Source organism: uncultured Bacillus sp. (assembly GCF_958411575.1).
Classification (GTDB): Bacteria; Bacillota; Bacilli; order Bacillales; family Bacillaceae; genus Bacillus; species Bacillus spizizenii.
Window position 1 is genome coordinate 387,123 of record NZ_CATYRA010000001.1, and the last position, 24,610, is coordinate 411,732.

Below are 24,610 nucleotides of genomic sequence, written 5' to 3' on the forward strand. Positions count from 1 at the left end.
ATTTTGTCCCCTCCTTGCCCAATTATTGAATTAACATCCTCGGAGTTATCCCAATTTTCTTTCTCAAAAGAGTGGGTAAATGTTTGTAAAGGCTGGGAATAAAAAAACATCCAGACAAGATCTGGATGTTTTCTTATTTCACAAACCCAAGCAGCATTTCACGGATGATTTTGCTGGCTGTGTTAGCCGTTTGTTCTGAGTGGTCATACACCGGTGCGACTTCCACTAAATCAGCGCCCTTCACGTTTACTTCTGAGCGCGCAATTTCATGGACGGATGCAAGCAGTTCTTTAGACGTGATGCCCCCTGCGTCAACCGTTCCTGTTCCCGGTGCGTGTGCAGGGTCTAATACGTCAATGTCGATTGTGACATATACCGGACGGCCCGCCAGCTTCGGAAGCACTTCTTTCAGTGGTTCAAGCACTTCAAATTTTGAAATGTGCATGCCGTTTTGCTTCGCCCATTCAAACTCTTCTTTCATGCCGGAACGGATTCCGAATGAATATACATTGTTCGGTCCGATCAATTCTGCCGCTTTGCGGATCGGCGTGGAGTGAGAAAGCGGTTCTCCCTCATAATCAACGCGAAGATCTGTATGTGCGTCAAAATGGATAATCGCAAGGTCTGGGTATTTCTTGTGCATTGCTTTAATGACAGGCCATGACACGAGGTGCTCCCCGCCCATGCCCATTGGGAACTTCCCTTTTTCTAAAATGCTGTCCACATATTCCTCAATCATATCAAGGCTTCGCTGCGGATTTCCGAACGGCAGTGGAATGTCGCCGGCGTCAAAGAAGTTCAGGTCGGCCAGATCACGGTCTAAATACGGACTGTATTCTTCAAGGCCGATTGACACCTCGCGAATTCTGCCTGGGCCAAAGCGTGAGCCCGGGCGATAGCTGACCGTCCAGTCCATCGGCATGCCGTAAAGGATGGCGTCCGCCCCCTCCCACTCGGGACGGCTCGCAATAAATACTTTTCCGGAATAAGCTTCATCAAATCTCATCTATTATACCCTCGCTTTCCTGTAAAAAAGCGCAAGATTCGCTCCTGCGCCATACCAACATTATTTAATCAGGTCACTCACAAATTTCGGCAGAACAAATGCCGCTTTATGAATATCTTTTGTGTAATATTTCGTATCAATTTCGAAGAAACGGCTATCTTCCACTGCAAGCGGATCATATTTTTTCGAACCGATTGTAAATGTCCACAAACCGCTTGGGTATGTCGGAATGTTCGCCGTATACAGCTTCGTAATCGGGAAGATTTCCTTCACGTCGCGCTGTACATTTGTGATTAATTCCGGTGTAAACCATGGGTTGTCCGTCTGAGCGACGAAAATACCGTCTTCTTTCAGCGCCTTCGCGATTCCCGCATAGAATCCTTTTGTAAACAGGTTTACAGCCGGTCCGACAGGTTCAGTTGAATCTACCATGATCACGTCATATTGATTTTCAGATTTCGCAATGTGCATAAATCCGTCATCCACCTGCACGTCAACGCGTGGATCATCCAGTTTTCCTGCGATAGAAGGAAGGAACTTTTTAGAGTATTCGATAACCTTGCCGTCAATATCAACAAGTGTCGCTTTTTTTACGCTCGGATGCTTCAGGATTTCTCTGATGACGCCGCCGTCACCGCCGCCGACTACAAGAACGTGCTCCGGATTTGGGTGCGTAAATAATGGGACATGCGCCACCATTTCGTGATATACGAATTCGTCTTTTTCAGATGTCATCACCATGCCGTCCAAAAACAGCATGTTGCCGAACTCTTCTGTTTCCACCATTTCTAAATGCTGAAACTCCGTTTGTTCTGTATGTAACGTTTTGTTAACCTTCATCGTAATGCCAAAGTTTTTTGTCTGCTTCTCTGTGTACCAAAGTTCGCTCAATTGTCATCTCCCTTTCAAGGCTGTATTCATTTATTGTAAGCGTCTTATCAGCTTTTATTCTCGGTTGAAATCTCATTTTCACCTAAGGAAAAAGTATAGAGGATGGCGGGGAAAAAGTAAAGATACGTCCTGTTCTTCGATGTTTAAAAATGATCTTTTTTTCTCATAATAGTAGAAACATAAAAAAAGGGGGAACCCGTTGTGGATGCAATGACAAATAAACGGCTGAGACTGACGCTGAAAACCGTTCGCGCCTTTATCTTTTTAGGGGCTTTGGCGGCCTTAGCGGCAGCTGCTGTGTTTATGACTGTCATTTTGATAGCCAAATACCAGGGCGCTCCCTCCGTGCAAGTGCCGCAATCCACGATTTTGTATGCGAGTGACGGCTCAAAGCTCGGGGAAACGAATTACGGCGAAAAGCGCTATTGGGTCCCCTTAAAGGACATGAATCCGACGATTGTAAAAGCGACAGTGGCGGTTGAAGACCAAAATTTCTACGATCATCACGGCTTTGATTATAAACGCATGGCCGGTGCGGCGCTTGCTGATCTGAAAGCATTTGCCAAGGTTCAGGGCGCAAGCACCATCACCCAGCAATATGCGAGAAACTTATACCTTGAACACGATAAAACGTGGAAACGGAAATGGAATGAGGCGTTCTACACAATTCGTCTGGAACAGAACTATTCTAAGGACGAGATATTAGAAGGCTATTTAAATACGATTTACTACGGCCACGGCGCCTACGGCATTGAAGCCGCTTCCCGCCTGTATTTCGGCAAGCATGCGAAAAACCTGACAGATGCGGAGGCCGCGTTATTGGCGGGAATCCCGAAAGGCCCTTCCGGCTACTCGCCGTATGTCAATGAAACGAAGGCCAAGGAGCGCCAGAAAACGATTGTGCGGATGATGGAAAAGCAGCGGATGATCAGCCATAGGAAAGCGGATGAACTGATGAAAGAACCTCTTTCTTATCAGCCTTTGAATAAACAAGTTTCCAAGAGAAAGGCCCCTTATTTCTATGACAATGCGATGAGAGAGCTGGAGAAAAAGCTCGGCATGACGCGGGAGCAAATTGAAACGAGCGGGTTAAACGTCTATACGACAGTAGATAAACGGATGCAGCGGATCGCCGAGGAGACCATTACCGAAACCGTCAACGCCGGCTCTGACATTCAAGTCGGGTTTTCAGCCATTGATCCCCGCACAGGAAACGTTCTCGCTCTTGTCGGTGGCAGGGATTATCATAAAAGCCCGTTTGACCGGACGACACAGGCGAAACGCCAGCCTGCTTCGACGATCAAGCCGTTACTGTACTATAAAGCGATCCAGAGCGGATTTACGCCAGTCACTTTGATGAAAAGCGAAGAAACCGAGTTTCAAATTGATGCAAAAGGAGAAACCTATTCTCCAAGCAACTATAACGGATACTACGCCAACAAGCCGATTACACTTTTGCAGGCGCTGGCGCTTTCCGACAACATTTACGCTGTGAAAACACATCTCTTTCTCGGCATGAACAAGCTCGTACAGGCGGCAAAGGAATTCGGCATCACTGCGCAGCTTCAAGCACTGCCGTCTCTGGCGCTTGGTACCGAACCCGTGCGCCCGATTGAGATGGTCAATGCCTATGCCATACTTGCAAATGGCGGGAAGCAAATCGAACCGACCTTTATTTCGAGGGTCACGGACGCAGCGGGACATGTGCTGTATGAAAACCCGAATCAGCATAAACAAGTGCTCGATGAAAAAGCCGCTTTTGTCACGGCGAGTATGATGACAGGCATGTTTGATCCGGATTTAAACGGCTATACGTCGGTAACCGGACGGACGATCGCCAACCGCCTGACAAGAACGTATGCGGGAAAATCAGGAACCACAAGCGCAGACAGCTGGATGATTGGTTTCAATCCGAAGCTGGCCGCAGGTGTTTGGACGGGCTATGATAAAAACAGCACCATCGACTCGGTCGAAGAAAAAAGCTATGCCAAAACGATTTGGGCTGACTTCATGGAGGATGCGCTCAAAGGAGAACCGGAAACTGCATTCAAACCGCCAAAAGGCGTAACCGGCGTGTACATTGATCCGGCAACAGGCTACACATCTGGCCCCGGCTGTGCAGCCAAGCACTACACGTATTTTGTGAAAGGCACTGAGCCATCAAACGTATGCTATGGGGCAGAACCAGCAAAACAAACAAAAGACCTGCATCCAGTCAAAGAGAAGCCTGCTTCACCGAAAAAGTGGTGGGACAAATGGCTGGGGCGAAATCATTGAAAATAACCCGTCTCCTCGGAGGCGGGTTATTCGTTGGTTCCTTCATCATCGATGGAAGCAATGTTACGCAATGGAGCTGAACAATCAGTTTCGGGAATCCTTCGAAGATAAAGTGGTGAATTCTCATTTCTTCGACGTCGGCTTTAATCTCCGAATCACCGACTCGAATGGTTTCATACATCATCTTACACTTAAAAATGAAAAACCCCGAGTCTTGGTTCGGCTCGGGATTTTCCATGTCCTATTTCTGTATCACCAGTTTACTCAATGTTTACGAAAAATAGTTCAAATATTCTAAAAGTTCACAGAAAGTTCACAAATTAATTGTCTTCCGGAAGCAGGCCTGTTTTTAATTCATCTGAGGACCGGTCCCATAGGCCCTGATCATGATTTTTCAGAAACTCGCCGAGCACACGCTTCGAGCTGTCGTCCATTTTATCAATGATAATTTTTCGTTTCATTGATTTATCCATTAGATTCACATGCTCAGGCAGCGATTTGTAGCCTCTTCTGATGCTTCTGTCGACCGTCAGTTCACAAGCTGTCACGCCCGCGTAATAAGGCCCCTCTTCTCTTCTGTCAATCGTCACCCATACAAGCCAGTATGGTTTGCCGTTTGGAACTTCTTCTTTATTCGGCAGAAATTTAATTCCTTTTTCAACGGTGCTGCGGGCGTGCATGGCACCGATGTCAACGAACGCTTCTTTTTCCTCTACATCGACGAATACAGGGGAAATGTTATCGAGGCTGAGTGCCCCTACGCCGAAACCGCCGTGTCCGTCTGTCGGATCACTTTTGATAATATTAAACCCGATTGATTTTTTCTTTTTTTCTTCCATGAGTTCTACCTCCTACAAAAGCGGTTGAAATATCGCTGAAAACAGCTGTAAAATCCGATCTCTTCCGGCATTTAGCAGTGGCCAAAGCACGTAAGATCCAAGCGGTGTCACAAACAGAACCAAAAAGACGATAAAGCCGTAGTTCTCCGCCTGCGTCATCTTGGCACGCACCCCCGGCGGAACAAGATCTTCGATTATTCGATAGCCATCGAGCGGAGGAAGCGGCAGCAGATTAAATAAAAACAAAACAAGATTCAGCTGTATCCAAATGGAAAAGAACTGATCAAGTCCCGTGCTGAATGCCGCAAGCAGCTCCATTCCGTATGCATGCATCAACACTAACAAAAAGAAACCGATAAACGCAAGAATCAGGTTACTGACGGGTCCGGCAATAGATACAAGCACGCCGGCAAGCCGAGGTTTCTTAAAGAAGCGGCGATTGACGGGAATAGGGCGCGCCCATCCGAAGCCGGCCACCAGAATCAAAATGGTTCCGAAAGGATCAAGGTGTTTAATGGGATTGAGTGTCAGTCTTCCTTGTTTTTTCGCCGTATCGTCACCGAACTTGTATGCGACATAAGCGTGGGCAAGCTCATGCACCGTAAACGACACAATTAACGTGATGACGAGGTATGGCATTAAAGATAACGGATAATATAAAAAACGGTCCAAGTGAGATATCCCTCTTTCTAAAAATGCAAGAATTTACTTTATTCAGTATACTATAAGAAGCCTCTTTTTCTAAAGAGAGGAAACGAGATAAAGGAGGATTCAGCACCCATGCCATACGTAACCGTCAAAATGCTCGAAGGCCGTACAGACGAGCAAAAACGCAATCTTGTCGAGAAAGTAACAGAAGCCGTAAAGGAAACAACCGGTGCTTCTGAAGAAAAAATTGTTGTATTTATAGAAGAAATGAGAAAAGATCATTATGCCGTCGCAGGCAAACGCCTGAGCGATATGGAATAATCTCTTATAAAGCCGGCGCTTCGCGCACCGGCTTTTTCTATCCCTATTGGGTCAGCTTCTCTATAATCGCTAAGAACGTCTTTTTCTCTTCGATTGTTAAACGTTCAAACATGCCGTCAATCAGCTGCTGTCGGTTTTCGATCATTTGTTCAGCTGTTCCCCGGCCCGATTCAGAAAGCGTAATCCATACAGTACGGCGGTCATTGTTATTTCTCGATCTTTCAATAAACCCCTCCTGTTCTAAATGATTCAGAGCAGTGGTTGTGGCAGAGGGAGAGAGTGTGACCTCCTTCAGAATATCCTTTATGGTGCAGCTCCCATGTCTGTATATAATCCGCAGAATAAATCCTCTTACATTATTCACATGTTTCGGAACGGTGGCTTCATCCAATAGTTTCGTGCTTTTCAAGTATTTTGTAAGTGCGTGATCCAGCATATTTGCTTCCAGTTTGTCATGGTCCATGTAGATTTCCCCATTTCGAGATGCATTCATAACATACGAACGATATGATTTACTTATTATTTTACTGATTCCGGATAGGGAAAGTCAAAAAAGCAAAATGAGAATTCACAGCTTTTCTCCTAGATACTTCGATTTTTCACCTGTTTAACTAGTTTATCTTTAAACGTCTGAAAAGGGACGTGTTCAATCAGCTGATCTCCGAATTGGCGGACGTTTACCGCGTCTTTCTGCTCTTCATGATCCCCGAGCACCAGCACGTACGGGATTTTCTGCACCTGCGACTCTCTGATTTTGTAGCCCAGTTTCTCATTACGCTCATCAATGCGGGCTCTTATTCCCAGCCGCTTCAGCTCTGCCTGCACCTTTCTGCAATAGTCCCAGTGAACGTGCGAAACCGGAATGATTTGAACCTGGATCGGTGCAAGCCAGACTGGGAATGCCCCGCCGAAATGCTCGATTAAAATGCCGAAGAAGCGGTCGATCGAGCCGAATACCGCTCTGTGTATGACAACAGGACGAACTTTTTCATTGTGTTCATTGATATATGTTAAATCAAATTTTTCCGGCATTTGAAAATCAAGCTGTATTGTCGCGCATTGGTGGCTTCGTTTCAGGGCATCTTTTATGTGAAAATCAATTTTCGGCCCGTAAAACGCCCCGTCGCCTTTATTAACCTCATAAGACAGGTTAAGCTCCTCAAGGACGTATGCTAAGGCACGTTCCGACGCTTCCCAAAGGCTGTCATCGCCTAATGAATCTTCCGGGCGAGTCGAGAGTTCGACTGAATACTCGAAGCCAAAAGTACGATATACCTCATCAATCAGCCGGATCGCTTCTTTGATCTCACTTTCAATCTGATCCTCTCGAACGAAGATATGGGCGTCATCTTGGCAGAACGTCCGGACGCGAAGCATTCCGTTTAAAGCACCGCTGTATTCATGGCGATGCACCTGGCCGAATTCCGCCATGCGAATCGGCAGATCCCGATACGAATACAGGCTGTTTTTAAAGATGAGCATATGTCCGGGACAATTCATCGGCTTCATTGCGAATCTTGTATCATCCACTTCTGAAAAATACATATTGTCGCGATAATGATCCCAGTGGCCTGACTGCTCCCATAACCGCTGATTCATCATAAATGGCGTACGCACCTCCTCGTAGCCAGCCTTTGTTTGCAGCTCACGCGAGAAGCGTTCCAGCTCATTGCGGATAATCTGCCCTTTTGGCAAATAAAACGGCATCCCCGGCGCTTCTTCAGAAAACATAAACAGCTCTAATTGTTTGCCCAGCTTGCGATGGTCTCGTTTTGCCGCTTCTTCCAGCGTATGCAGATGCGCATCGAGATCTTTTTTCTTTTGAAACGCAACCCCGTACACCCGCTGCAGGACTTCATTCTCGCTGTCTCCGCGCCAATAAGCGCCCGATACTCTTGTCAGTTTGAACGCCTTGATCATTCCTGTGGAAGGAAGATGCGGCCCGCGGCACAGGTCAACGAATTCTCCCTGCTGATACAGCGTGATATCCTCTCCGCGCGGAATATCCTTCAACATCTCCAGCTTAAACGGCTCGCCTTTTTTGGCAAACAGCTCTTCAGCCTCTTCGTAAGAAACCTCAATTCGTTTGATTTCAAGGTTCTCATTTATAATATTCTTCATTTCTTTTTCGATGGCCTCTAAGTCTCCTGATGTCAAGCTTTGCTCCAGCTTCATGTCATAGTAGAAGCCGTCTTCAATCACTGGACCTATCCCCAATGACACTTCTCCGTACAGACGTTTCACTGCTTGGGCCAGTACGTGCGCTGATGTGTGGCGAAGCACCTGCAAGCCTTCTTGGGAATCAAGTGTGACAATCGAAAGCTCAGCATCCTCCTCCAGCTTAAAGCTGAGATCAACGAGCTTGCCATTGACCTGGCCCGCAGCCGCCTTCTTTTGCAGACTGGAACTGATAGAACCAGCCGCTTCTTTGATTGTGATGCCTTTCGGATATTCCTTGATCTGTCCGTCCGGAAGCTGAATGTGTACATGTTTACTCATTTTTAAACACTCCTTCATCATTGTTGGATATAAAAAACACACCCGTCCCGCTGTAAAGGACGAGTGTGTGATGTACCCGTGGTTCCACCCAAATTCCCGACAAACGCTTTGTTTATCGGCTCGGTGCTGTAACGCAGCATAGACGGCATTGGATACTTCAGTTCCCCAATGCTGCTCCAAGGTGGTAAATGATCATCCTAAGCTGGGAAGCTCCCACCTTTCCTTCCCTCTCTGAAAACCGTAACGATCATTCATGTCCTTTTCATCGCATGTATTCAATTCATAAAAAAACACACCCATCCCTCTAAAAGGGACGAGTGTGTGATGTACCCGTGGTTCCACCCAAATTCCCGACAAACGCTTTGTTTATCGGCTCGGTGCTGTAACGCAGCATAGACGGCATTGGATACTTCAGTTCCCCAATGCTGCTCCAAGGTGGTAAATGATCATCCTAAGCTGGGAAGCTCTCACCTTTCCTTCCCTCTCTGAAAACCGTAATGATCATTCATGTCCTTTTCATCGCATGTATTTAGTTCATAAAAAAACACACCCATCCCTCTAAAAGGGACGAATGTGTTTATCATCCGTGGTTCCACCCAAATTCCCGATCAACACACATGGTGTATCGGCTTTAAGGTGCTGTAACGCAGCATGACGGTATCAGATACTCGATTTCCCCGATACGGCTCAAAGGCGGTAAGCTGCTTCCCCTGCGTTAGGAAGATCTCAGCTGTCCTTCCCTCTCTGGAAACCGTAAAAAGCATCTCGTGTCCTTATCAGTGCCTGTATACATTACTGATTGTTTGATGATTTCATATATTTTACAATACATTTTCAGAAACCGCAATTTGTTCTGTTAAAAAAAAGCAAAAGAAACGGAGCATTTCTTTTGCTTGGTATGGTTAACAAATCTGCTTCAGTTCTTCTATGTATTGAAGCGCTTCGTCATATTCTTCATTTGTATATTTTTGTTTGCTTTTGATTGTAAAGACTTTTTCTTTCTTTTCCTCGGCCTCAAGCCCGTCAAAGTAAAGGATCGTGGAAACCAGCTCTAAAAACCGTGATGAACGGCTGTTTACACTGTCGATATAGCCTTTGATATCGGGCATATCCAGATCAGCATGGTCTAAAAATGCGGAGCCTGTCTCAGTCAGCGAATAACGGTATTGAAAGTAGCCGCCCTTTTTTTCCTTCACTTCATGCAGAAATCCAAGATTGCACAGCTCTTCAATCTGGAGCGTCAGTTCCTCTGAATACGGTCCGTAAAAGTGAAAATCATATTTCTCATAGAAAGGAAACTGCATTTTCTTTGCAATATAAATCATTTTCTGCAGCTTCTTCCGCCCGATGATTTCTCCAGAATCCGAGAACACCTTCATCAGTTTTGCATGTTCTTTCAACAAATTCCCGACATCTCCTTTTTCCTTCTTTCCAATTTCTATGTCAGTCCCAGCAGCTGCCGGATTTTCATTTTCGCTTCCGGATGTTCAGAGCCGTCACAAATCAGGTCCTTCGGATAGTACAGCTTGTGGTCCGTCCGCCTTTTCCCGGAGATGGATTCCACAATAGCCGACTGTCTGGACAGCTCTTTAATTTGGCCGCTTTGCGTCAAGAGATGGATCGGCAGACGCTCCTCTTCTTCTCCAGGACGGTAAAAATCGTATGGCAGATCTGAAGAAGAATCGACGACCAAATAATAGCTCGGATCGATTCCCGCCTCTTTGAACAATGAAGTCAGCTCAAAATAAGCCGACATTTCTTCATTCGGATTGAATTCAACGTATTGGAACAGCTGGCGGTTAATGAATCTGCGGCACAAATCGGATAAAATTGCGTCTTCTTCATCCTCCCAGGCCTGGAAGTAATACAAAATAATAGATTCATCCAGCTTCACATAATCCTCCAGGGTCAATTTCCCTTCAAAAATAGAATAGAAATGAACCGGAGCGTGAGTGAAGACATAGCCTTCATCGTGCAGCTGCTTCGCCCTGTGAAGAATCTTCGTTAAAATAACCTCTGCGCTTCTTGTCACTGGATGGAAATACACCTGCCAGTACATTTGGTAGCGGCTCATGATATAGTCTTCGACAGCGTGCATCCCGCTTTCTTTAATGACGATCTGATCCTCGCGCGGGCGCATCACCCGAAGAATCCGCTCCATATCAAAATGGCCGTAGCTGACGCCCGTATAATATGCGTCGCGCTGCAGGTAATCCATGCGGTCTGCGTCTATCTGACTAGAAATCAGGCTGACCACTTGCTTGTTTTTATATGTTTTGGCAATGACTTCAGCAACATCCTGCGGGAAACGCGGGCTCACCTTTCTGAGCACCTGATTGACCTCCGTGTCCCCCAAAATGATACCTCTTGTAAAATCTTCGTGGTCAAGGTGAAAGACTTTTTCAAATGAATGCGAGAACGGCCCGTGCCCGAGATCATGAAGCAGCGCCGCAGCCAAACAGAGTTCGCGCTCACTGTCATCCCATTCAGGGCGGCCTTTAAAGACGTCATCAACCATTCTCCTGACAATTTCATAGACACCGAGAGAATGGTTGAACCGGCTATGCTCAGCGCCGTGGAACGTCAAATACGTCGTGCCAAGCTGCTTAATTCTGCGGAGACGCTGAAATTCGCGGGTTCCGATCAAATCCCATATCAGCTTGTCCCGAACATGAACATAGCGGTGCACCGGATCTTTAAACACTTTTTCTTCTGATAATTTTCCATTTGGATACGCCATCGTCATTCCCTCTTTTTTTTAGCCGTGTTTCTATTATATCGACTCTATTCTTTGAAAACATCCTTGAATTTGCCCGGCGATTTGTTCCATCTTTACGAAAAACACGTTATGTGAAGCAAAAAAGCCTGACCTGAGGGCCGAGGCTATGAAAAAATATGTTTTTACTTTTTTATTTTCTTTTTTACTTTGTCAATCAGCTCATCCTCTGTCGGAGCTGACAGCGGGCGATTGTTCACAAAAGCAAATGATTTTTTCCGTCCGGGTCCGCAATAAGATTGGCATCCTACCTCAACCTTTGCGTCCGGGTCCACTTCTTTTAAACGCGGCAGCAATGTTTTGATATTAGTGGCTTGGCAATCATCACACACTCGAAATTCATTAGCCATGACGTACGCTTCCCTTCATTTCTATGTTCATCTATGTGAATAACCTAAAATCGCTTTTCAAAAAAAATCACATCACTCTTCATTTTACAAGGATTCGACTGTTCCTGCAAGCCGCTCCATCCTTCGTATCTCCTATTCTTTCAGCCAACTTGTATAAATATTTTCCAAACTGGACATTCTAATACCATGAAAAGAAAAATGGGAGTTGAGATAAATGACAAAACAGCGACAAGACGCTTGGTCAGAGGAAAACGATCTGCTTTTAGCCGAAACAGTGCTTCGGCATGTGAGGGAGGGCAGCACTCAGCTGAACGCCTTTGAAGAAGTCGGAGATAAATTAAACCGGACATCTGCAGCCTGCGGATTCAGATGGAACGCGGTAGTCCGCCATCAATATGAAAAAGCGCTTCAACTTGCGAAAAAACAGCGAAAACAGCGGATGAGAGCGCTCGGAAACGGGCAGCCTGCGAAAAAAAGGCTATTATATCAGCCTCCTGCGGTTGATCCTGAAATCATTCAAGAAACCGCTGCAGAGGAGCCTGTTAAAACAGACGCACCAGCAGCTGAAAATGAGCAGCAGCCTTTAATGTCAGGCGAACACATGCCTTTTGTGGATGAAAGCTTTAAGGAAGAGTTAGCTAGTCTATCACACTTATTGTCTCCCCAAACGCCTGCAGCCGCGCCTGAGATGACGATGACGATGAATGATGTGATCCGCTTCCTGCAGAATTACGAAGGCAATAATGAGCAATCATCGGCATTAAAAATGGAAAATGAGCGTTTAAAGAAAGAAAATCAGGAATTGCAAAGCAAAACGGAACAGCTTGAGGCAGAAGTACAAAAGCTTGAAAAAGACCAAAAAACGATCCAAGAAGATTATGAAACCTTGGTGAAAATTATGAATAGAGCCAGAAAGCTAGTTTTATTTGAAGAAGATGAACATGCCTCTCCGTCCTTCAAAATGGACCGAAACGGCAATTTAGAAAAAATGGCAGAGTAAGTTAGAAAAATCCCAAAACAGCAACTGGTTTTGGGATTTTCTCCATGTACAAAATCCCCTTTTCCATTGAGAAAACAGGATTTTATTATTTTGCAGCTGGCTCCGCTATTCTTGTAAAATGAGGCCAAGCTTATGCGAATCTATTAAGACATGTGAGCCGCCTCGGCCGTTTTTTGTTTCCGAGGCGCAGCGGAAATGACCAGAAGCCCAAGCATCATCAGTGTAATGCCGAGCCACGAGGAAAATGAAAGCATTTCCCCTATGAAAAACACGCCCAGCAATGAGGCCGTCAGCGGTTCAGCTAAAGACAGCGTGACCGCCGCCGAGGCCGGAACCCCCGTAAGGCCTTTCACAAACAAGAAGTATGCGGCACATGTTGCTATTAGACCGATGTAAAGACTCGTTCCCAATCCTCTCGGGGTCAATATCCACGAGATATCTGACTGCCATAAAAGCGGCGTCAGCAGAATGGCACTGATCATAAAGACAACGGCGGAAGTCGCTCGCGGAGGCTGGTTTTTCATCATCGCTTTACTGATAAGCGTATAGCCCGCAAAAGAAGCACCCGCTCCGAGCGCCATAAGAACGCCAGTAACATCAATCCGAACATTCGAACCGTCGGAAAACAGGAGCCAGCAACCGGCTAAAGCCAGTACAGTCGCGATCCACCAAGAGTTTCGCGGACGTTTTTTCAATATGGCCCACTCCATGCTTCCGGCAATGATAGGCGCACTGCCGATCGCAATTACAGTCCCCACAGCGATTCCTGTTTCTTTAACGGCTGTGAAAAACAGCGGCTGATAACACGCCATACAAACCGCTGCCGCTAACACGAGCGGCCATGACCAATTTTTCACGTGAAGCTCCCGGCTGATCCAAACCGCAAGCAGCATGGCGCTTCCTCCTATTAATAATCTGAACGCTCCGAATGCCAGCGGTGTGGAGCTTTCTGGAGCCATCGCCTGCACGGTTCCCGTGGTTCCCCAGAAGAAAGCCGCGATCAGCACAAACAGGCTGTAAACATTCCCTTTCATCTGCCTCTCCCCTTTGTATATGGATGCTGATGTCATTTTATCGTTTTTCGTTTTGACAGGGTTATCTGAATGTAAGAAGGATTTATCTGAAAATAAGATTGTTGGGGATAAAATACCGCTTGATATAAAAAATGCATGCCGGCCATACAGCTGGCATGCGAAGAACGTTCACCCAAATACCTTTGCATTCCGCTCAGCCATCCGGACGAGGTTTTTCTCAAATTCCATTTCCTCATCAATGGACAGTCCGGCTGAGTAAAGATGGGTGCTTAACGCTTTTAATTCTGTCAGTAAAGCGAACATTAAGTCTTGTACGGAGATGTCTGTTTGCAGCAGCTCACTTAAGGACGCCATCGTTTCCGGACGTATCTCCGGATAGACACCTTTTTTATCGTTTTGTTTGTCCTTCAGCGCTGCTTGGTAGAATCGTCTGATCAAATCAGCTCTTTCACTGCCGCTTTTATCCGCGCAGAGATAAATTTGAACAGCGACTCCGCCGCGAACGCGCCTTTGAGAGATGCCGGCGAATTTTTTGCCATTTATGCTAAGGTCATAGCTGCCGGGACAATAGGACCCTTCAATTTCATAGGCTTCGATCTTTGCGTTGTACGGCTTTAGCATCCGTTTCATCAGCTCAACCATCGCTTCATATCCTTTGTCTATATCGATGCCTTTCTTTTCGTCCTCGAATATGAGAGAAATATTTAAAACGCCTTCATCCAAAACGACGGCAAGACCGCCGGAATTGCGTACAATCACACGGTATCCTTCATTTTCCAGGAAGGTGATACCGTCCTGCAAAAACGGGAGGCGCGTATCCTGTATTCCAAGGACAATTGTATCGTGGTGAACCCATGAGCGCGCTGTCGCCGGCGACACGCCTTTTCCGACGGACATGCACAGCGTATCATCCATTGCGAAGGACTGCTTCGCATCAAATAAAGGGCCGAGACTGGATTGGTCAATGACTCTCCATGTCGGCTGCATCAGTAAATCAATCGGTTGGTTTGCCATCTATGTAAAACCCTTTCATGTTAGGCTTATGAACGAAAACTATTATATCATTTCAGCCGCTGTGATTGATAATTGCTTTTCAGCATCGTAATAAAAATTTCTTTGTTTTTTGTATTCTCCATGAGAGGAGAATGAATGTAAGACAGCTTGCGCTTTAACGAGAAATCTTTTATATGAAGAATAGAAATTTCACGGTGAATCAAATCCTTATGCAGCACGCTTCTGGATAGAACCGACAGCCCCATGCCGCTGATCACCGCTTCTTTTACTCCTTGATTGCTGCTGATGGTGAACATCGACTTCGGCCGCAGCCCGTTTGAGCTGAGCACATGATCGAGATATTCTCTCGTCCCGGAGCCTTTCTCTCTTGTTACCCATGCTTCGTTTTGCAAATCGCTGATCGAAATATCTCTTCGTCCTGCCAGCGGATGCTGATTCGGCGCGGCAATGCACATTTCATCTTCCATGAACGGCTCAATTTCCAGCTCGTTTTCGTTTGTATGTCCTTCAATCAGCCCGATATCAGCCTGAAGCATCCGCACACGCTCGCTGACCTCCTCCGTATTGCCAATCATGACATCGAGGTTCAGCTCTGGATACAGCTTTTGCAGCTGGGCTAAGAGCGGCGGAAGAATATACTCTCCGATCGTAAAGCTGGCAGCAATTTTCAATTCGCCCTTCACATAGTGATGATGGGCATAGATTTCAGCCTTTGCTTGCTCGTAGAGAAATACCATTTGCTTTGCTCTTTGATACAAAATGTCTCCTGTCGGCGTTGTCGTAAAGTGTTTTGGCGACCGGTTCAAGAGAGCCGTTTGAAATTCTTTCTCAAGATTTTTGATATGGAGACTGACGCTGGGCTGGGAGATCATCAGCTTTTCCGCCGCTTTTGTGAAGTTTTTTTCTTCTACTACCGCTATAAACGTTTTCAGCACGTCGTAATACAAAAACCCCACCCCTGTCATTAATAAAATATATGATTATGATCAGTTTTCTTTATTGTACTCATATCATCTGTCTTGGTAAAGAAGGCTATACGGAGACGCAAAAAAGGCAGCCCTCCGGAAGAGAGCTGCCATCGTCTTCATTTTTCTTACAGTGCTTGCACCGCTGTAATTAATGCGAGATTGTAAACATCTTCAGCGTTACATCCTCTTGAAAGGTCGTTTACAGGCATATTCAAACCTTGCAGGATTGGTCCTACCGCTTCAAAGTTGCCCAAACGCTGAGCGATTTTATAGCCGATGTTTCCTGCTTCAAGGCTTGGGAATACGAATACGTTAGCATCCCCTTTGATTTCGGAATCCGGCGCTTTTTTCTCAGCTACAGATGGAACAAATGCAGCATCGAATTGGAATTCGCCGTCAAGTGTCAGTTCAGGTGCTTTTTCTTTCGCAATTTTCACCGCATCCGCAACTTTTTCTGTTTCATCAGATTTTGCTGAGCCCTTTGTAGAGAAGCTGAGCATTGCCACGCGAGGCTCAATGTCGAACATTTTTGCCGTATTGGCACTTTCGATCGCAATCTCGGCAAGATCTTGGCTATCAGGCGCAATGTTGATCGCGCAATCCGCGAATACATATTGCTCTTCTCCACGAGCCATGATGAACACGCCGGAAGTCTTTTTCACGCCTTCTTTTGTTTTGATGATTTGAAGAGCCGGGCGGACTGTGTCGGCTGTTGAATGAGCCGCTCCGCTTACAAGTCCGTGTGCAAGGCCTTTGTACACCAGCATTGTACCGAAGTAGTTCTCATCTAATAACGCTTTTCGAGCCTGTTCTTCTGTTGCTTTGCCTTTACGGCGTTCTACGAATGCTTGTACAAGGTCTTCCATGCCTTCATATGTATGAGGATCATAAATCTCAACGCCGTCTAGCGTCAGGTTCAGTTCTTTTGCTTTTGTTTGGATCTCATTTTCATTGCCGATCACAATCGGATTCAGCACTTTGTTTCCTGCAAGCTTGCTGACCGCTTCTAAAATACGCTCGTCTAAGCCTTCAGGAAATACAATTTTAACGTCTTTTCCAGCTACTTTTTCTTGCACTGTTGAAAATAAATCTGCCACAATAAAACCTCCTCAAAATGTTACAAAAACGCTTTCTTTTACTAGCATACTCTTCTTCCAGTCAAATTCAAACAGCCAACTTTCATTATAGCGCTTTCATAAAAAAATCTTATTTTTCTAATTAATTTAAGTGACTCATTCTTTCCTTATAGCTTCTCTTATTTTTATGGAGTTATACGAAAGGGATGTTCAAGGTTTCTCCACAGTAGAATCGGATAAACTATGATATAGTGAAGGCAATCATGAAAAGATAATAGGAGTGAAGATAAATGAGTGAACAGCAAATGACGAATGAAGCGGCAAAAACGCTTGACGGCTGGTATGCGCTTCATGATTTCCGGACAATGGACTGGACTTCCTGGAAGCTGCTGTCCAGTGATGAGCGCCAATCTATCATACATGAATTCACAGGATTGCTTGAAAAGTGGGGTATAGCCCAAAAAGAAGGAAAAGGATCACAGACCCTTTACAGCATCGTCGGCCAAAAAGCTGACTTTATGCTGATGATTCTTCGCCCTACAATGGAAGAATTAAATCAACTTGAGCTCGAATTCAACAAATCAAGACTTGCTGAGTTCACCATTCCGGCATACTCCTACGTATCAGTGGTAGAGCTGAGCAACTACTTGGCAAGCGGCGACGGCGATCCTTACGAAAATCCGCACGTGCGTGCGCGCCTTTACCCTGAACTGCCTGAGTCAAAATATATATGCTTCTATCCAATGGATAAAAGAAGATCCGGCAATGACAACTGGTACATGCTTTCAATGGAAGAACGCAGAAACTTGATGAGAAGCCATGGCTTAATCGGCCGCAGCTATGCAGGCAAAGTCAAACAGATCATCACCGGCTCAGTCGGCTTTGACGATTACGAATGGGGCGTTACATTATTCAGTGATGATGTGCTTCAATTCAAAAAGCTTGTGTATGAAATGCGTTTCGACGAAGTCAGCGCCCGCTACGGCGAATTCGGTTCATTCTTTGTCGGCAACCGCCTTTCGCTTGATACACTTCCTCAATTCCTATATGTATAATATCTCCTCCCGCCCTAACCGGCGGGAGTTTTTCGGTCCCTTATTATCAGAATTTAAATAAAATTTGCTAATTTCTCCGTTTTTTCTTACGATATAGATAATAATCCAATTTTTTCAAAGGGGTGCTGTTATTTGTCAAAACGAACCGCATTTATTATGGGAGCCAGTCAAGGGATCGGAAAAGCAATTGCTCTAAAGCTAGCAGACCAGCATTTTTCTGTCGTCATTAATTCGCGAAACTTGGACAATATTGAACATGTCAAAAAAGACATTTTGGCCAAGCATCCTGAAGCGAGTGTCATTGTCCTTGCGGGTGATATGTCTGACCAGCATACGAGAGCCGACATTTTTCAAAAAATCGAATCTCAATGCGGACGGCTTGATGTTCTGATTAATAATATCCCGGGCGGCGCGCCTGACACATTTGATAATTGTAATATAGAGGATATGACGGCTACATTTACACAGAAAACCGTCGCCTATATTGACGCTATCAAGCGTGCCGCCTCACTGATGAAACAAAATGAGTTTGGCAGAATCATCAACATTGTCGGAAATCTGTGGAAAGAACCCGGCGCCAATATGTTTACAAACAGTATGATGAATGCCGCTTTAATTAACGCCAGTAAAAATATTTCCATCCAGCTTGCTCCTCACAACATTACTGTCAACTGCCTGAATCCTGGTTTTATCGCTACAGACCGTTACCATCAATTTGTGGAAAATGTGATGAAAAAAAACAGCATTTCCATACAAGAAGCAGAAGAACAGATTGCTTCCGGAATTCCGATGAAGCGTGTCGGATCAGCTGAAGAAACCGCAGCACTCGCCGCGTTTCTCGCCTCTGAGGAAGCCTCCTATATCACCGGACAGCAAATTTCCGCTGATGGCGGCAGCATGAAAAGCATATAAAAAAATCCCGCTTTTTAGCGGGATACTTCTTGTAATGATGAAAACGGCAGGTTCAGCTTTTGAATCCGCATGACAAATTCCCGCAAATCCTCCTGCTTCGACACCATCGATATTCTGACATGCCTTTTTCCGTTGCCTCCGAATATTTCGCCCGGCGTGACAACGACATGGGCATGCTCCAGCAAGTAATCTGAGAATTGGTGAGATGTCTCAAACGTTTTCGGAATTTCAGCCCATACGTAAAACGTTCCTTTTGGCTTTTCCATCTTCCAGCCCAGTTCCTTTTCACACAGCTCCGTAAAAAAGCCAATTCGTTCCTCGTAGATTCGTTTCAAGGATTCCGTTTGCTCCGGATCTCCTGAAAGAGCGGCACTCGCCGCCTGCTGCAATCCGCCGAACATGCCGACAAATACATGATCCTGAAATTCATTGACGGCCTGAATGATCTTTTCATTCCCGACGGCAAACGCCATTCTCCAGCCGGCCATGTTAAATGTTTTTGAAAACGAATAAAGCTCTGCCCCGACAACTTTGGCATCCTCTGCCCCAAGAAAGCTGGCCGGCTTTTTATCAAATTCAAACGCGCCGTACGCGAAATCATGAATCAAGTGGATGTTGTGCTCTTTCGCAAAAGCAGCCGCTTTTGCATAAAAAGCCGCATCGGCCACAGCTCCCGTCGGGTTATTCGGATAGTTCAAAAACATGAGCTTTGCTTTTTCCAGCACAGCGGGATCGATCTTTTCAAAATCCGGCAGATAGCCATTTTCTTCATACAGCGGCATTTCGTGCAGCTCAGCTCGCGCCATCGTAATTCCTGACAAGTATTCAGGGTAGCCTGGATTCGGGACCAAAGCGATGTCTCCCGGATTGAGCAGGCATTGTGTCAGCACATACAAGCCGGCTTTTCCGCCGCCAAAGAGCGCAACTTCCGTTTCAGGATTGATTGACACCCCGTATTCTCTTTTATAGAAAGCAGCGATCGCTTCCTTCAAAAAAGGATAGCCTCTGAATGGGCCGTATCCGTGAAATGAAGGATTCAGAGACGCCTCCCGCAAAGCCTCCACAATATGCGGCGGAGTCGGAAGGTCAGGGTTTCCCTGTCCGAGATTAATGATATGGGCCCCCGTTTTTTCCAATTCCTTCACCTTTTGAAAAACGAGTGAAAACTCTTGCTTTGGAAGTGTCTTGATGACGTCGGACGGTGTTATTTCCATCTAAAAGACTCCTTTTTGCTCCGTTTTGTTATCCCGTTCCAAAAATGATTTGTTGACGAGCTTCGTATGCAAAAACAATCCGCTTACGATCACAACAATCAGCCCCATAATGACCGGAGCGTTTAAGACGTTGATTAACATCGAACCAACAGAAATGCATAATCCGATCGACGCTTCCGCCACCGAAAAAATACGCCCTTGAATCTGGTTCGCCGCATTTTCCTGAACCTTCACCTTTGCAAGCACTTCTCCGTATTCCATCGCGATGAAAAAGAGGATTGCGGCGATGACAGAGACAGCGAAAATCGGAGTGAATAAAAACAGCGCCAGCGAGACAATGGATAAAACGGCAAAGTACGTCAGGCCTCTATTGTTGTTAAAGCCCCATTTGCTGACAAGCACCGCTCCGATGAAGCCGCCGAAGCCGATGCAGAACGTGAGAATAAAGTTGCCGATTTCCCCGTCACCCAAAAAGCGGCTGACAATTGGAAAATAGCTGTACACAATTCCCCACAGCAAAGCCATCGTAATCATCGTAAACATGGCGTTTAATACGAAAGCATTCGTTTTGATTTCCTTGAGTCCTTCTTTAAAAGACTGAAAGGCCTCTTTTATGTTTTCAGATTGAATCGGCACGAATTGCAGCTTAATGCGACTGATAAAAATGGCCGAAATCAAGTATGTCACACCGTTAAAGGCAACAGCCAGCTCTACAGAACCGCCTAACAGAAAAAGCCCTCCGGCAGCTGCCCCGACGATAATAGAGATGGTGGTCGCTTTTGCAAATAACGTATTGATGCTTTTAATATCTGATTCCAATGATGACATGACAGCGAGACGGGCCGGATTAAAAAACACGCCGCTTCCATAAGAAATAAACAGCAAGGCCAGAAAAATTAGCGGATACTCGCCTTTTGGAAGAAATGTGAGCCCTAAAAAGATGATGCCCCTGATGATATCCGTCCACAGCATGATCTTAATTCTGTCTAACCGGTCGACCAGAACCCCCAAAAATGGCTGGAACACCATCGGAATGCTTCTGACCACGATGACCCCCGACGTCACCCAATAATCGTGATAATATGTAGACAAAATGAGCAGGGCAGGGAGAACACAATAGTCTCCCATAAACGATAGCGCCTGCCCGTAAAGCAAGTATTTAGAGTTGGGTTTTAACTGTTTCATACTGGCAGCACATACTTTGCCGTCAGCTTCGCATGCTGCTGAATTTGTCTGATTGATTCAGCCACATCCTGTGAATTGCTGCCTTTCAGTTCAAATGCAGCAATGGAGTTGAAGGCTTCAAACAGTGTCAAATCAACTGATGTTCCTGGTGCCGCAGCCGAAAAAGTAACGATTTCTGTATCACCCTTCAAAAGCCCATCCGGAATATCGATCGCTTCGATTACCAAATCCTCGGCAGTTTCAGGGATCTGGCCATTTTGTTTGAAATGCTGAGGGTACAGATGGCAGTCAGCAACATAGTAAGGCTCTTGATCCAATAACCCGTCCGGCAGATCAGCATCTTTTCCGAAACAGAGAACATCTAATAATAATTGCGCCATATCAAGGCCGAAAACCTTTTTAATGTTAGGAATCATATTCCAGCCTGCGAATCTGGCAGCCGACTCTATTAAACCCGGTTCTCTGTTTTTCATTAGCTTGATTTCTGTATGTGTTGCGCAATTTTGCAGTCCAAGCCCTTCATTTGCCTTTTTAGCCGCTTCGACAATTTTCTTTTTCGCCTCTTCATCCAGAATGGATGGCGTAATATGTGATGTCTCTGTAAATCCAATTTGCGGCGTTTTGTCATGAATGGCGATCGGAAAATACTCACCATCTGCCATAATGCCTTCTATGCTGATATAGTCGGAGTACCCTTCTGTTTGATACCAGTCTCCGTACTCACCCTGTAAAAATTCCTCAGCAATAAACGGTGCTTCAAATGTGACCGCCTTCGGCACGTTAATCGATTTCAGGTAGTCATTGACTCTGTTAAATTCATCTTCTGCCGTCTCCGTGTCGGTAATCAGCGTTACGCCGATTGAACTCGCTAAGTATGTAGGCTTTAAGATTAGAGGTGTGCCGATCTCTTCAAGTGCAGCACGAAAATCCTCAAGAGTTGTGACTCGTTTGTTTTTGATCGATTTGACTCCCGCCTTATTAAAAGCGTCCCTCATTTTATTTTTATCTCTGGCATTTTCCGCTGCCTGCACTCCGGCGCCCCTCAGGCCAAGGCGTTCACAGGCTTTCGCCATCGGGGCAATGAATAATTCATTGTTTGTTGTGATGGCGTCCGCCTCAAACATTTGGGCAACCTTGACGATTTGCTCGACAACCTCTTCTTCAGGCTTGTCATGATCCTCATGCGCCCAATAAATTGAATCGGGATGCTCAAAATCAGCTAAGCTCTGAAAATAGTCTTTATCTTTTATGACCGCGACCGAGTATTTTTCAATCAGTGCTGCATGGGAGGCTGTTATTGCAAAAGGTCTCGGAATAAAGCTAACCAGGTTATATTTTTCAGCAGCGCTTTTATAAAACATGTGCGGCGGGCAGCCTCCAAGATCAGCGATGACCAATACTGTTTTTCTCTCCATATGTAAAACACTCCTTCTCTATTGTGCGGTGTATCCTCCGTCTGCGGTGATGGTGCTTCCGGTCATATAGCTTGATAAATCTGAGGCTAAAAACAGCATCACGTTTGCAATTTCTTCGGGTTTTCCGAGCCTCAGCAGCGGATTTACCTTTGCCTTTTCTTTTTTGATCTCTTCAAGTGTGCCTTCATTATTTTCAAGGAATGATTTTTCATTTAACGGTGTGTCGATAATTCCCGGGCATACGCAGTTGACGCGAATTTGATGTTTCGCATAATCAACGGCCATTGACCGCGTCAGCTGCAAAACGCCTCCTTTGCTGGCGTTATAAGCAGGGATATCAGGCCATGCCACGAGTCCGCCGACTGAGCACGTATTAATGATGTTGCCCTTGCCGGCAGCCAGCATATGCTTGAGTGCGTACTTGCTCATTAAAAACGTGCCGGTCAAATTGACTTGCAGCACCTTGTTCCAATCGCTGAGCTCCATCTCGTGAATGGGAGCCACGATTTCGATGCCCGCGTTATTAATTAATACATCTAACCCTCCAAATGTATCTACCGCCGATTGAACAGCGTACTGACAGGCACCTTCGTCTGTAATGTCCGTTTGCACAAAGTGCAGCCTGTCATTATTTTCTTTCCGGATCATTGCTTCTCCCTGCGCCTCATCAATATCCGCGACAACCACATTGGCCTGCTGGTTCAAAAAAGCCTGAACCGCCGCATAACCAATGCCTGATGCACCTCCTGTTATGAGGACAGTTTTATCGATAAGGTTCATGATCACTCATCCGCCTTTATTTTTTTTGCTTTTGCTCTGTTGTAGCGCGGCGGGAAGAAGATGTTAATTGATTTTGATTCTTTTTCGGAACGGTTGATGGCGCCGTGATCCTCCCGAGGCTCGCAGAAATAGGCTGTGCCGAATTTCATTTCCACCGTGCAGCCTTCGACCGTCATGTCGTAACCGCCGCCGATGCAGATGCCGATTTGTTCATTCCGATGTTTATGGAAAGGCATCTCCCCGCCGTTTCCAGGGATTTTGGCCAGCATGATTTCCACCCAGTCCTCAACAAAGAACGTGACTTCCATGCCAGGCAATAGGTCCCTTGTTTTAAAAATATTCAAAAAATAGTCCTCAGGACTTGTATATGTTTCATCCGCTTTCAGCCGCTTGATATCGATGGCAATGACTTCTTGGTCTGTATCGTTTCTTGCCCCGTGAGGCACATGAGGCGGCGCAATATAGGCAGATTCCAAGGCCGTCATTTTTCTCGTCACATCTCCGACAGTCATCATCAGTTCACCAGAAATCACCATGCCGATTTGGACTTCTTTATGCTGATGAGGTTCAACGTTGGTATGCGGCGGAACGTAAGACATTAATACCTCAGTGTCGCCGCGCACGGTTGAATACTGTCTCACCCCGTTTTCCCATTCTATTAATTTCGGTGTCGGGAAATAAAGCTCCTGCATATCTTCTTTAGTTTTCATAATCAACGTCTCCTTTTCCGAATAATGACCAGCTCATAGGAATGCTTTTAAATGTTTTCACAAATGTAAGCCCGTACTTTTGCCGTGCAAGCTCATTGGTTAAGGCAATGTCATATAAGCCTTCTTTTACTTTTCTTGCAGCTTGACTGGTCGAATTGACCAGTTTGAAACGTACATCTTTGCGGGTAAAATATTTGATTAAATTAATGGGTGAAGGATGTGAAACGATAACAGATGAATCAAGCATATCGTCGCTGAATTCAAAATCAGGACGAACAGCCAGGCCGTACATCGGTGTATCGCACCTGAAGATCTGCAATAGCTGCAAATCCGGCCTCATATAGAAATGCTTAATGCCGTCATAAGCGTGTGGGACGATAGTATATTCCAGCGGGCTTTGAAGGGTCCTTTCGATACATGATTCAAATGTATCATGCAAGGACAATTTACTGTTCAGCCCTTGTTGAAGAGTAAAATTGGAGATGAAATGTTTTGCTGCGTACTCACTGCTTGTCCCCTCAGGGCCGAGCGTGTTGACTGTAATGAGTTTGGATATTGAATCAGTTCTTTTTTTTGTCTGAATGCTATTATCCAATATAATCATGAGCACCAACCAATCTTTTAAAATTTTAAGTAAATT

General features: G+C 45.6%; 25 protein-coding genes and 2 other annotated features. Of the genes, 5 read left to right on the plus strand and 20 right to left on the minus strand.

The features are described 5' to 3' along the window. Positions 1-133: 133 nt before the first annotated feature. The gene (gene speB / locus Q5C82_RS01895) at positions 134-1,006 is read right to left on the minus strand and encodes an agmatinase (RefSeq protein ID WP_003222025.1); all 873 of its coding nucleotides are present in this window, start codon (positions 1,004-1,006) and stop codon (positions 134-136) included. Between the two features lie 60 nt (positions 1,007-1,066). Beyond that, positions 1,067-1,897, minus strand: coding sequence for a spermidine synthase (speE, locus tag Q5C82_RS01900; RefSeq protein ID WP_003222027.1), 831 nt, complete (start codon positions 1,895-1,897; stop codon positions 1,067-1,069). Positions 1,898-2,098: 201 nt separating this feature from the next. Between speE and Q5C82_RS01905 the strand changes: the two genes are divergently transcribed. Beyond that, on the plus strand, positions 2,099-4,174 hold the full coding sequence (locus Q5C82_RS01905; protein WP_003222029.1) for a transglycosylase domain-containing protein: 2,076 nt from the start codon (positions 2,099-2,101) through the stop codon (positions 4,172-4,174). Between the two features lie 320 nt (positions 4,175-4,494). On the opposite strand, the gene Q5C82_RS01910 is transcribed toward Q5C82_RS01905, so the two are convergent. Next, entirely contained in the window at positions 4,495-5,013 is a 519-nt protein-coding gene (locus Q5C82_RS01910) for a YwhD family protein (protein WP_003222033.1), read from the minus strand. 12 nt (positions 5,014-5,025) lie between these two features. Then, on the minus strand, positions 5,026-5,685 hold the full coding sequence (locus Q5C82_RS01915; RefSeq protein WP_003222035.1) for a site-2 protease family protein: 660 nt from the start codon (positions 5,683-5,685) through the stop codon (positions 5,026-5,028). A 108-nt stretch (positions 5,686-5,793) separates the two neighbouring features. Here Q5C82_RS01915 and Q5C82_RS01920 point away from each other — a divergent pair, with 108 nt between their 5' ends. Next, positions 5,794-5,982: a 2-hydroxymuconate tautomerase gene (locus Q5C82_RS01920; protein ID WP_003222038.1), complete on the plus strand. Its 189-nt coding sequence runs from the start codon at positions 5,794-5,796 to the stop codon at positions 5,980-5,982. Between the two features lie 43 nt (positions 5,983-6,025). On the opposite strand, the gene Q5C82_RS01925 is transcribed toward Q5C82_RS01920, so the two are convergent. From Q5C82_RS01925 to Q5C82_RS01950, 6 genes are all read right to left on the minus strand, one after another. Then, positions 6,026-6,445, minus strand: coding sequence for a MarR family transcriptional regulator (locus Q5C82_RS01925; protein WP_003222040.1), 420 nt, complete (start codon positions 6,443-6,445; stop codon positions 6,026-6,028). A gap of 119 nt (positions 6,446-6,564) precedes the next feature. Continuing rightward, positions 6,565-8,481, minus strand: coding sequence for a threonine--tRNA ligase (gene thrS, locus Q5C82_RS01930; RefSeq protein ID WP_003222042.1), 1,917 nt, complete (start codon positions 8,479-8,481; stop codon positions 6,565-6,567). 52 nt (positions 8,482-8,533) lie between these two features. Continuing rightward, positions 8,534-8,756 (minus strand) — a binding site (T-box leader). 31 nt (positions 8,757-8,787) lie between these two features. After that, positions 8,788-9,010: a binding site (T-box leader), on the minus strand. Positions 9,011-9,089: 79 nt separating this feature from the next. After that, positions 9,090-9,245 (minus strand): hypothetical protein, encoded by a 156-nt coding sequence (locus Q5C82_RS01935; protein WP_032727277.1) that lies wholly within the window; start codon positions 9,243-9,245, stop codon positions 9,090-9,092. Between the two features lie 138 nt (positions 9,246-9,383). After that, on the minus strand, positions 9,384-9,884 hold the full coding sequence (locus Q5C82_RS01940) for a YwgA family protein (protein WP_003222046.1): 501 nt from the start codon (positions 9,882-9,884) through the stop codon (positions 9,384-9,386). A gap of 35 nt (positions 9,885-9,919) precedes the next feature. Beyond that, positions 9,920-11,221: an HD domain-containing protein gene (locus Q5C82_RS01945; protein WP_003222047.1), complete on the minus strand. Its 1,302-nt coding sequence runs from the start codon at positions 11,219-11,221 to the stop codon at positions 9,920-9,922. 161 nt (positions 11,222-11,382) lie between these two features. Next, positions 11,383-11,607, minus strand: coding sequence for a DUF1450 domain-containing protein (locus tag Q5C82_RS01950; RefSeq protein WP_003222050.1), 225 nt, complete (start codon positions 11,605-11,607; stop codon positions 11,383-11,385). Between the two features lie 214 nt (positions 11,608-11,821). Between Q5C82_RS01950 and rsfA the strand changes: the two genes are divergently transcribed. Further along, complete coding sequence (gene rsfA, locus Q5C82_RS01955) at positions 11,822-12,607, plus strand: prespore-specific transcription regulator RsfA (RefSeq protein ID WP_003222052.1); 786 nt, start codon at positions 11,822-11,824, stop codon at positions 12,605-12,607. A 143-nt stretch (positions 12,608-12,750) separates the two neighbouring features. On the opposite strand, the gene Q5C82_RS01960 is transcribed toward rsfA, so the two are convergent. From Q5C82_RS01960 to pta, 4 genes are all read right to left on the minus strand, one after another. Continuing rightward, positions 12,751-13,641 (minus strand): carboxylate/amino acid/amine transporter, encoded by an 891-nt coding sequence (locus Q5C82_RS01960; RefSeq protein ID WP_003222054.1) that lies wholly within the window; start codon positions 13,639-13,641, stop codon positions 12,751-12,753. A gap of 168 nt (positions 13,642-13,809) precedes the next feature. Then, positions 13,810-14,655, minus strand: a complete 846-nt coding sequence (gene ywfL / locus Q5C82_RS01965) for an octanoyl-[GcvH]:protein N-octanoyltransferase (protein WP_003222057.1) — start codon at positions 14,653-14,655, stop codon at positions 13,810-13,812. A 47-nt stretch (positions 14,656-14,702) separates the two neighbouring features. Next, on the minus strand, positions 14,703-15,602 hold the full coding sequence (gene cysL, locus Q5C82_RS01970) for a cysJI operon transcriptional regulator CysL (protein WP_003222059.1): 900 nt from the start codon (positions 15,600-15,602) through the stop codon (positions 14,703-14,705). Between the two features lie 146 nt (positions 15,603-15,748). Next, positions 15,749-16,720, minus strand: coding sequence for a phosphate acetyltransferase (gene pta, locus Q5C82_RS01975; protein ID WP_003222061.1), 972 nt, complete (start codon positions 16,718-16,720; stop codon positions 15,749-15,751). A 269-nt stretch (positions 16,721-16,989) separates the two neighbouring features. Here pta and hemQ point away from each other — a divergent pair, with 269 nt between their 5' ends. Together hemQ and bacG are read left to right on the plus strand one after the other, a co-directional pair. After that, positions 16,990-17,754, plus strand: coding sequence for a hydrogen peroxide-dependent heme synthase (gene hemQ, locus Q5C82_RS01980; protein ID WP_003222063.1), 765 nt, complete (start codon positions 16,990-16,992; stop codon positions 17,752-17,754). A 132-nt stretch (positions 17,755-17,886) separates the two neighbouring features. After that, complete coding sequence (gene bacG / locus Q5C82_RS01985) at positions 17,887-18,666, plus strand: NADPH-dependent reductase BacG (protein ID WP_003222065.1); 780 nt, start codon at positions 17,887-17,889, stop codon at positions 18,664-18,666. Between the two features lie 14 nt (positions 18,667-18,680). Here the strand turns inward: bacG and bacF are convergent, their stop codons facing one another. Genes bacF through bacA form a run of 6 tightly spaced genes read right to left on the minus strand, consistent with a single transcriptional unit; the run spans position 18,681 to position 24,574 of the window. Further along, a complete protein-coding gene (gene bacF / locus Q5C82_RS01990) occupies positions 18,681-19,880 on the minus strand; it encodes a transaminase BacF (protein WP_003222068.1) in 1,200 nt (399 codons plus the stop codon). Further along, positions 19,881-21,065: a bacilysin exporter BacE gene (gene bacE, locus Q5C82_RS01995; RefSeq protein ID WP_032727276.1), complete on the minus strand. Its 1,185-nt coding sequence runs from the start codon at positions 21,063-21,065 to the stop codon at positions 19,881-19,883. Next, positions 21,062-22,480, minus strand: a complete 1,419-nt coding sequence (gene bacD, locus Q5C82_RS02000; protein WP_003222079.1) for an alanine--anticapsin ligase — start codon at positions 22,478-22,480, stop codon at positions 21,062-21,064. The genes bacE and bacD overlap by 4 nt, the downstream gene beginning before the upstream one ends. 18 nt (positions 22,481-22,498) lie before the next feature. Next, the gene (gene bacC, locus Q5C82_RS02005; protein ID WP_003222081.1) at positions 22,499-23,260 is read right to left on the minus strand and encodes a dihydroanticapsin 7-dehydrogenase; all 762 of its coding nucleotides are present in this window, start codon (positions 23,258-23,260) and stop codon (positions 22,499-22,501) included. Between the two features lie 2 nt (positions 23,261-23,262). After that, on the minus strand, positions 23,263-23,970 hold the full coding sequence (gene bacB / locus Q5C82_RS02010; RefSeq protein ID WP_003222084.1) for a 3-((4R)-4-hydroxycyclohexa-1,5-dien-1-yl)-2-oxopropanoate isomerase: 708 nt from the start codon (positions 23,968-23,970) through the stop codon (positions 23,263-23,265). Then, positions 23,960-24,574 carry a prephenate decarboxylase gene (gene bacA / locus Q5C82_RS02015; RefSeq protein WP_003222086.1) on the minus strand — a complete coding sequence of 205 codons (615 nt, stop codon included), beginning with the start codon at positions 24,572-24,574 and terminating at the stop codon, positions 23,960-23,962. Before bacA ends, bacB begins: the two co-directional genes overlap by 11 nt. Between the last annotated feature and the right edge of the window lie 36 nt (positions 24,575-24,610).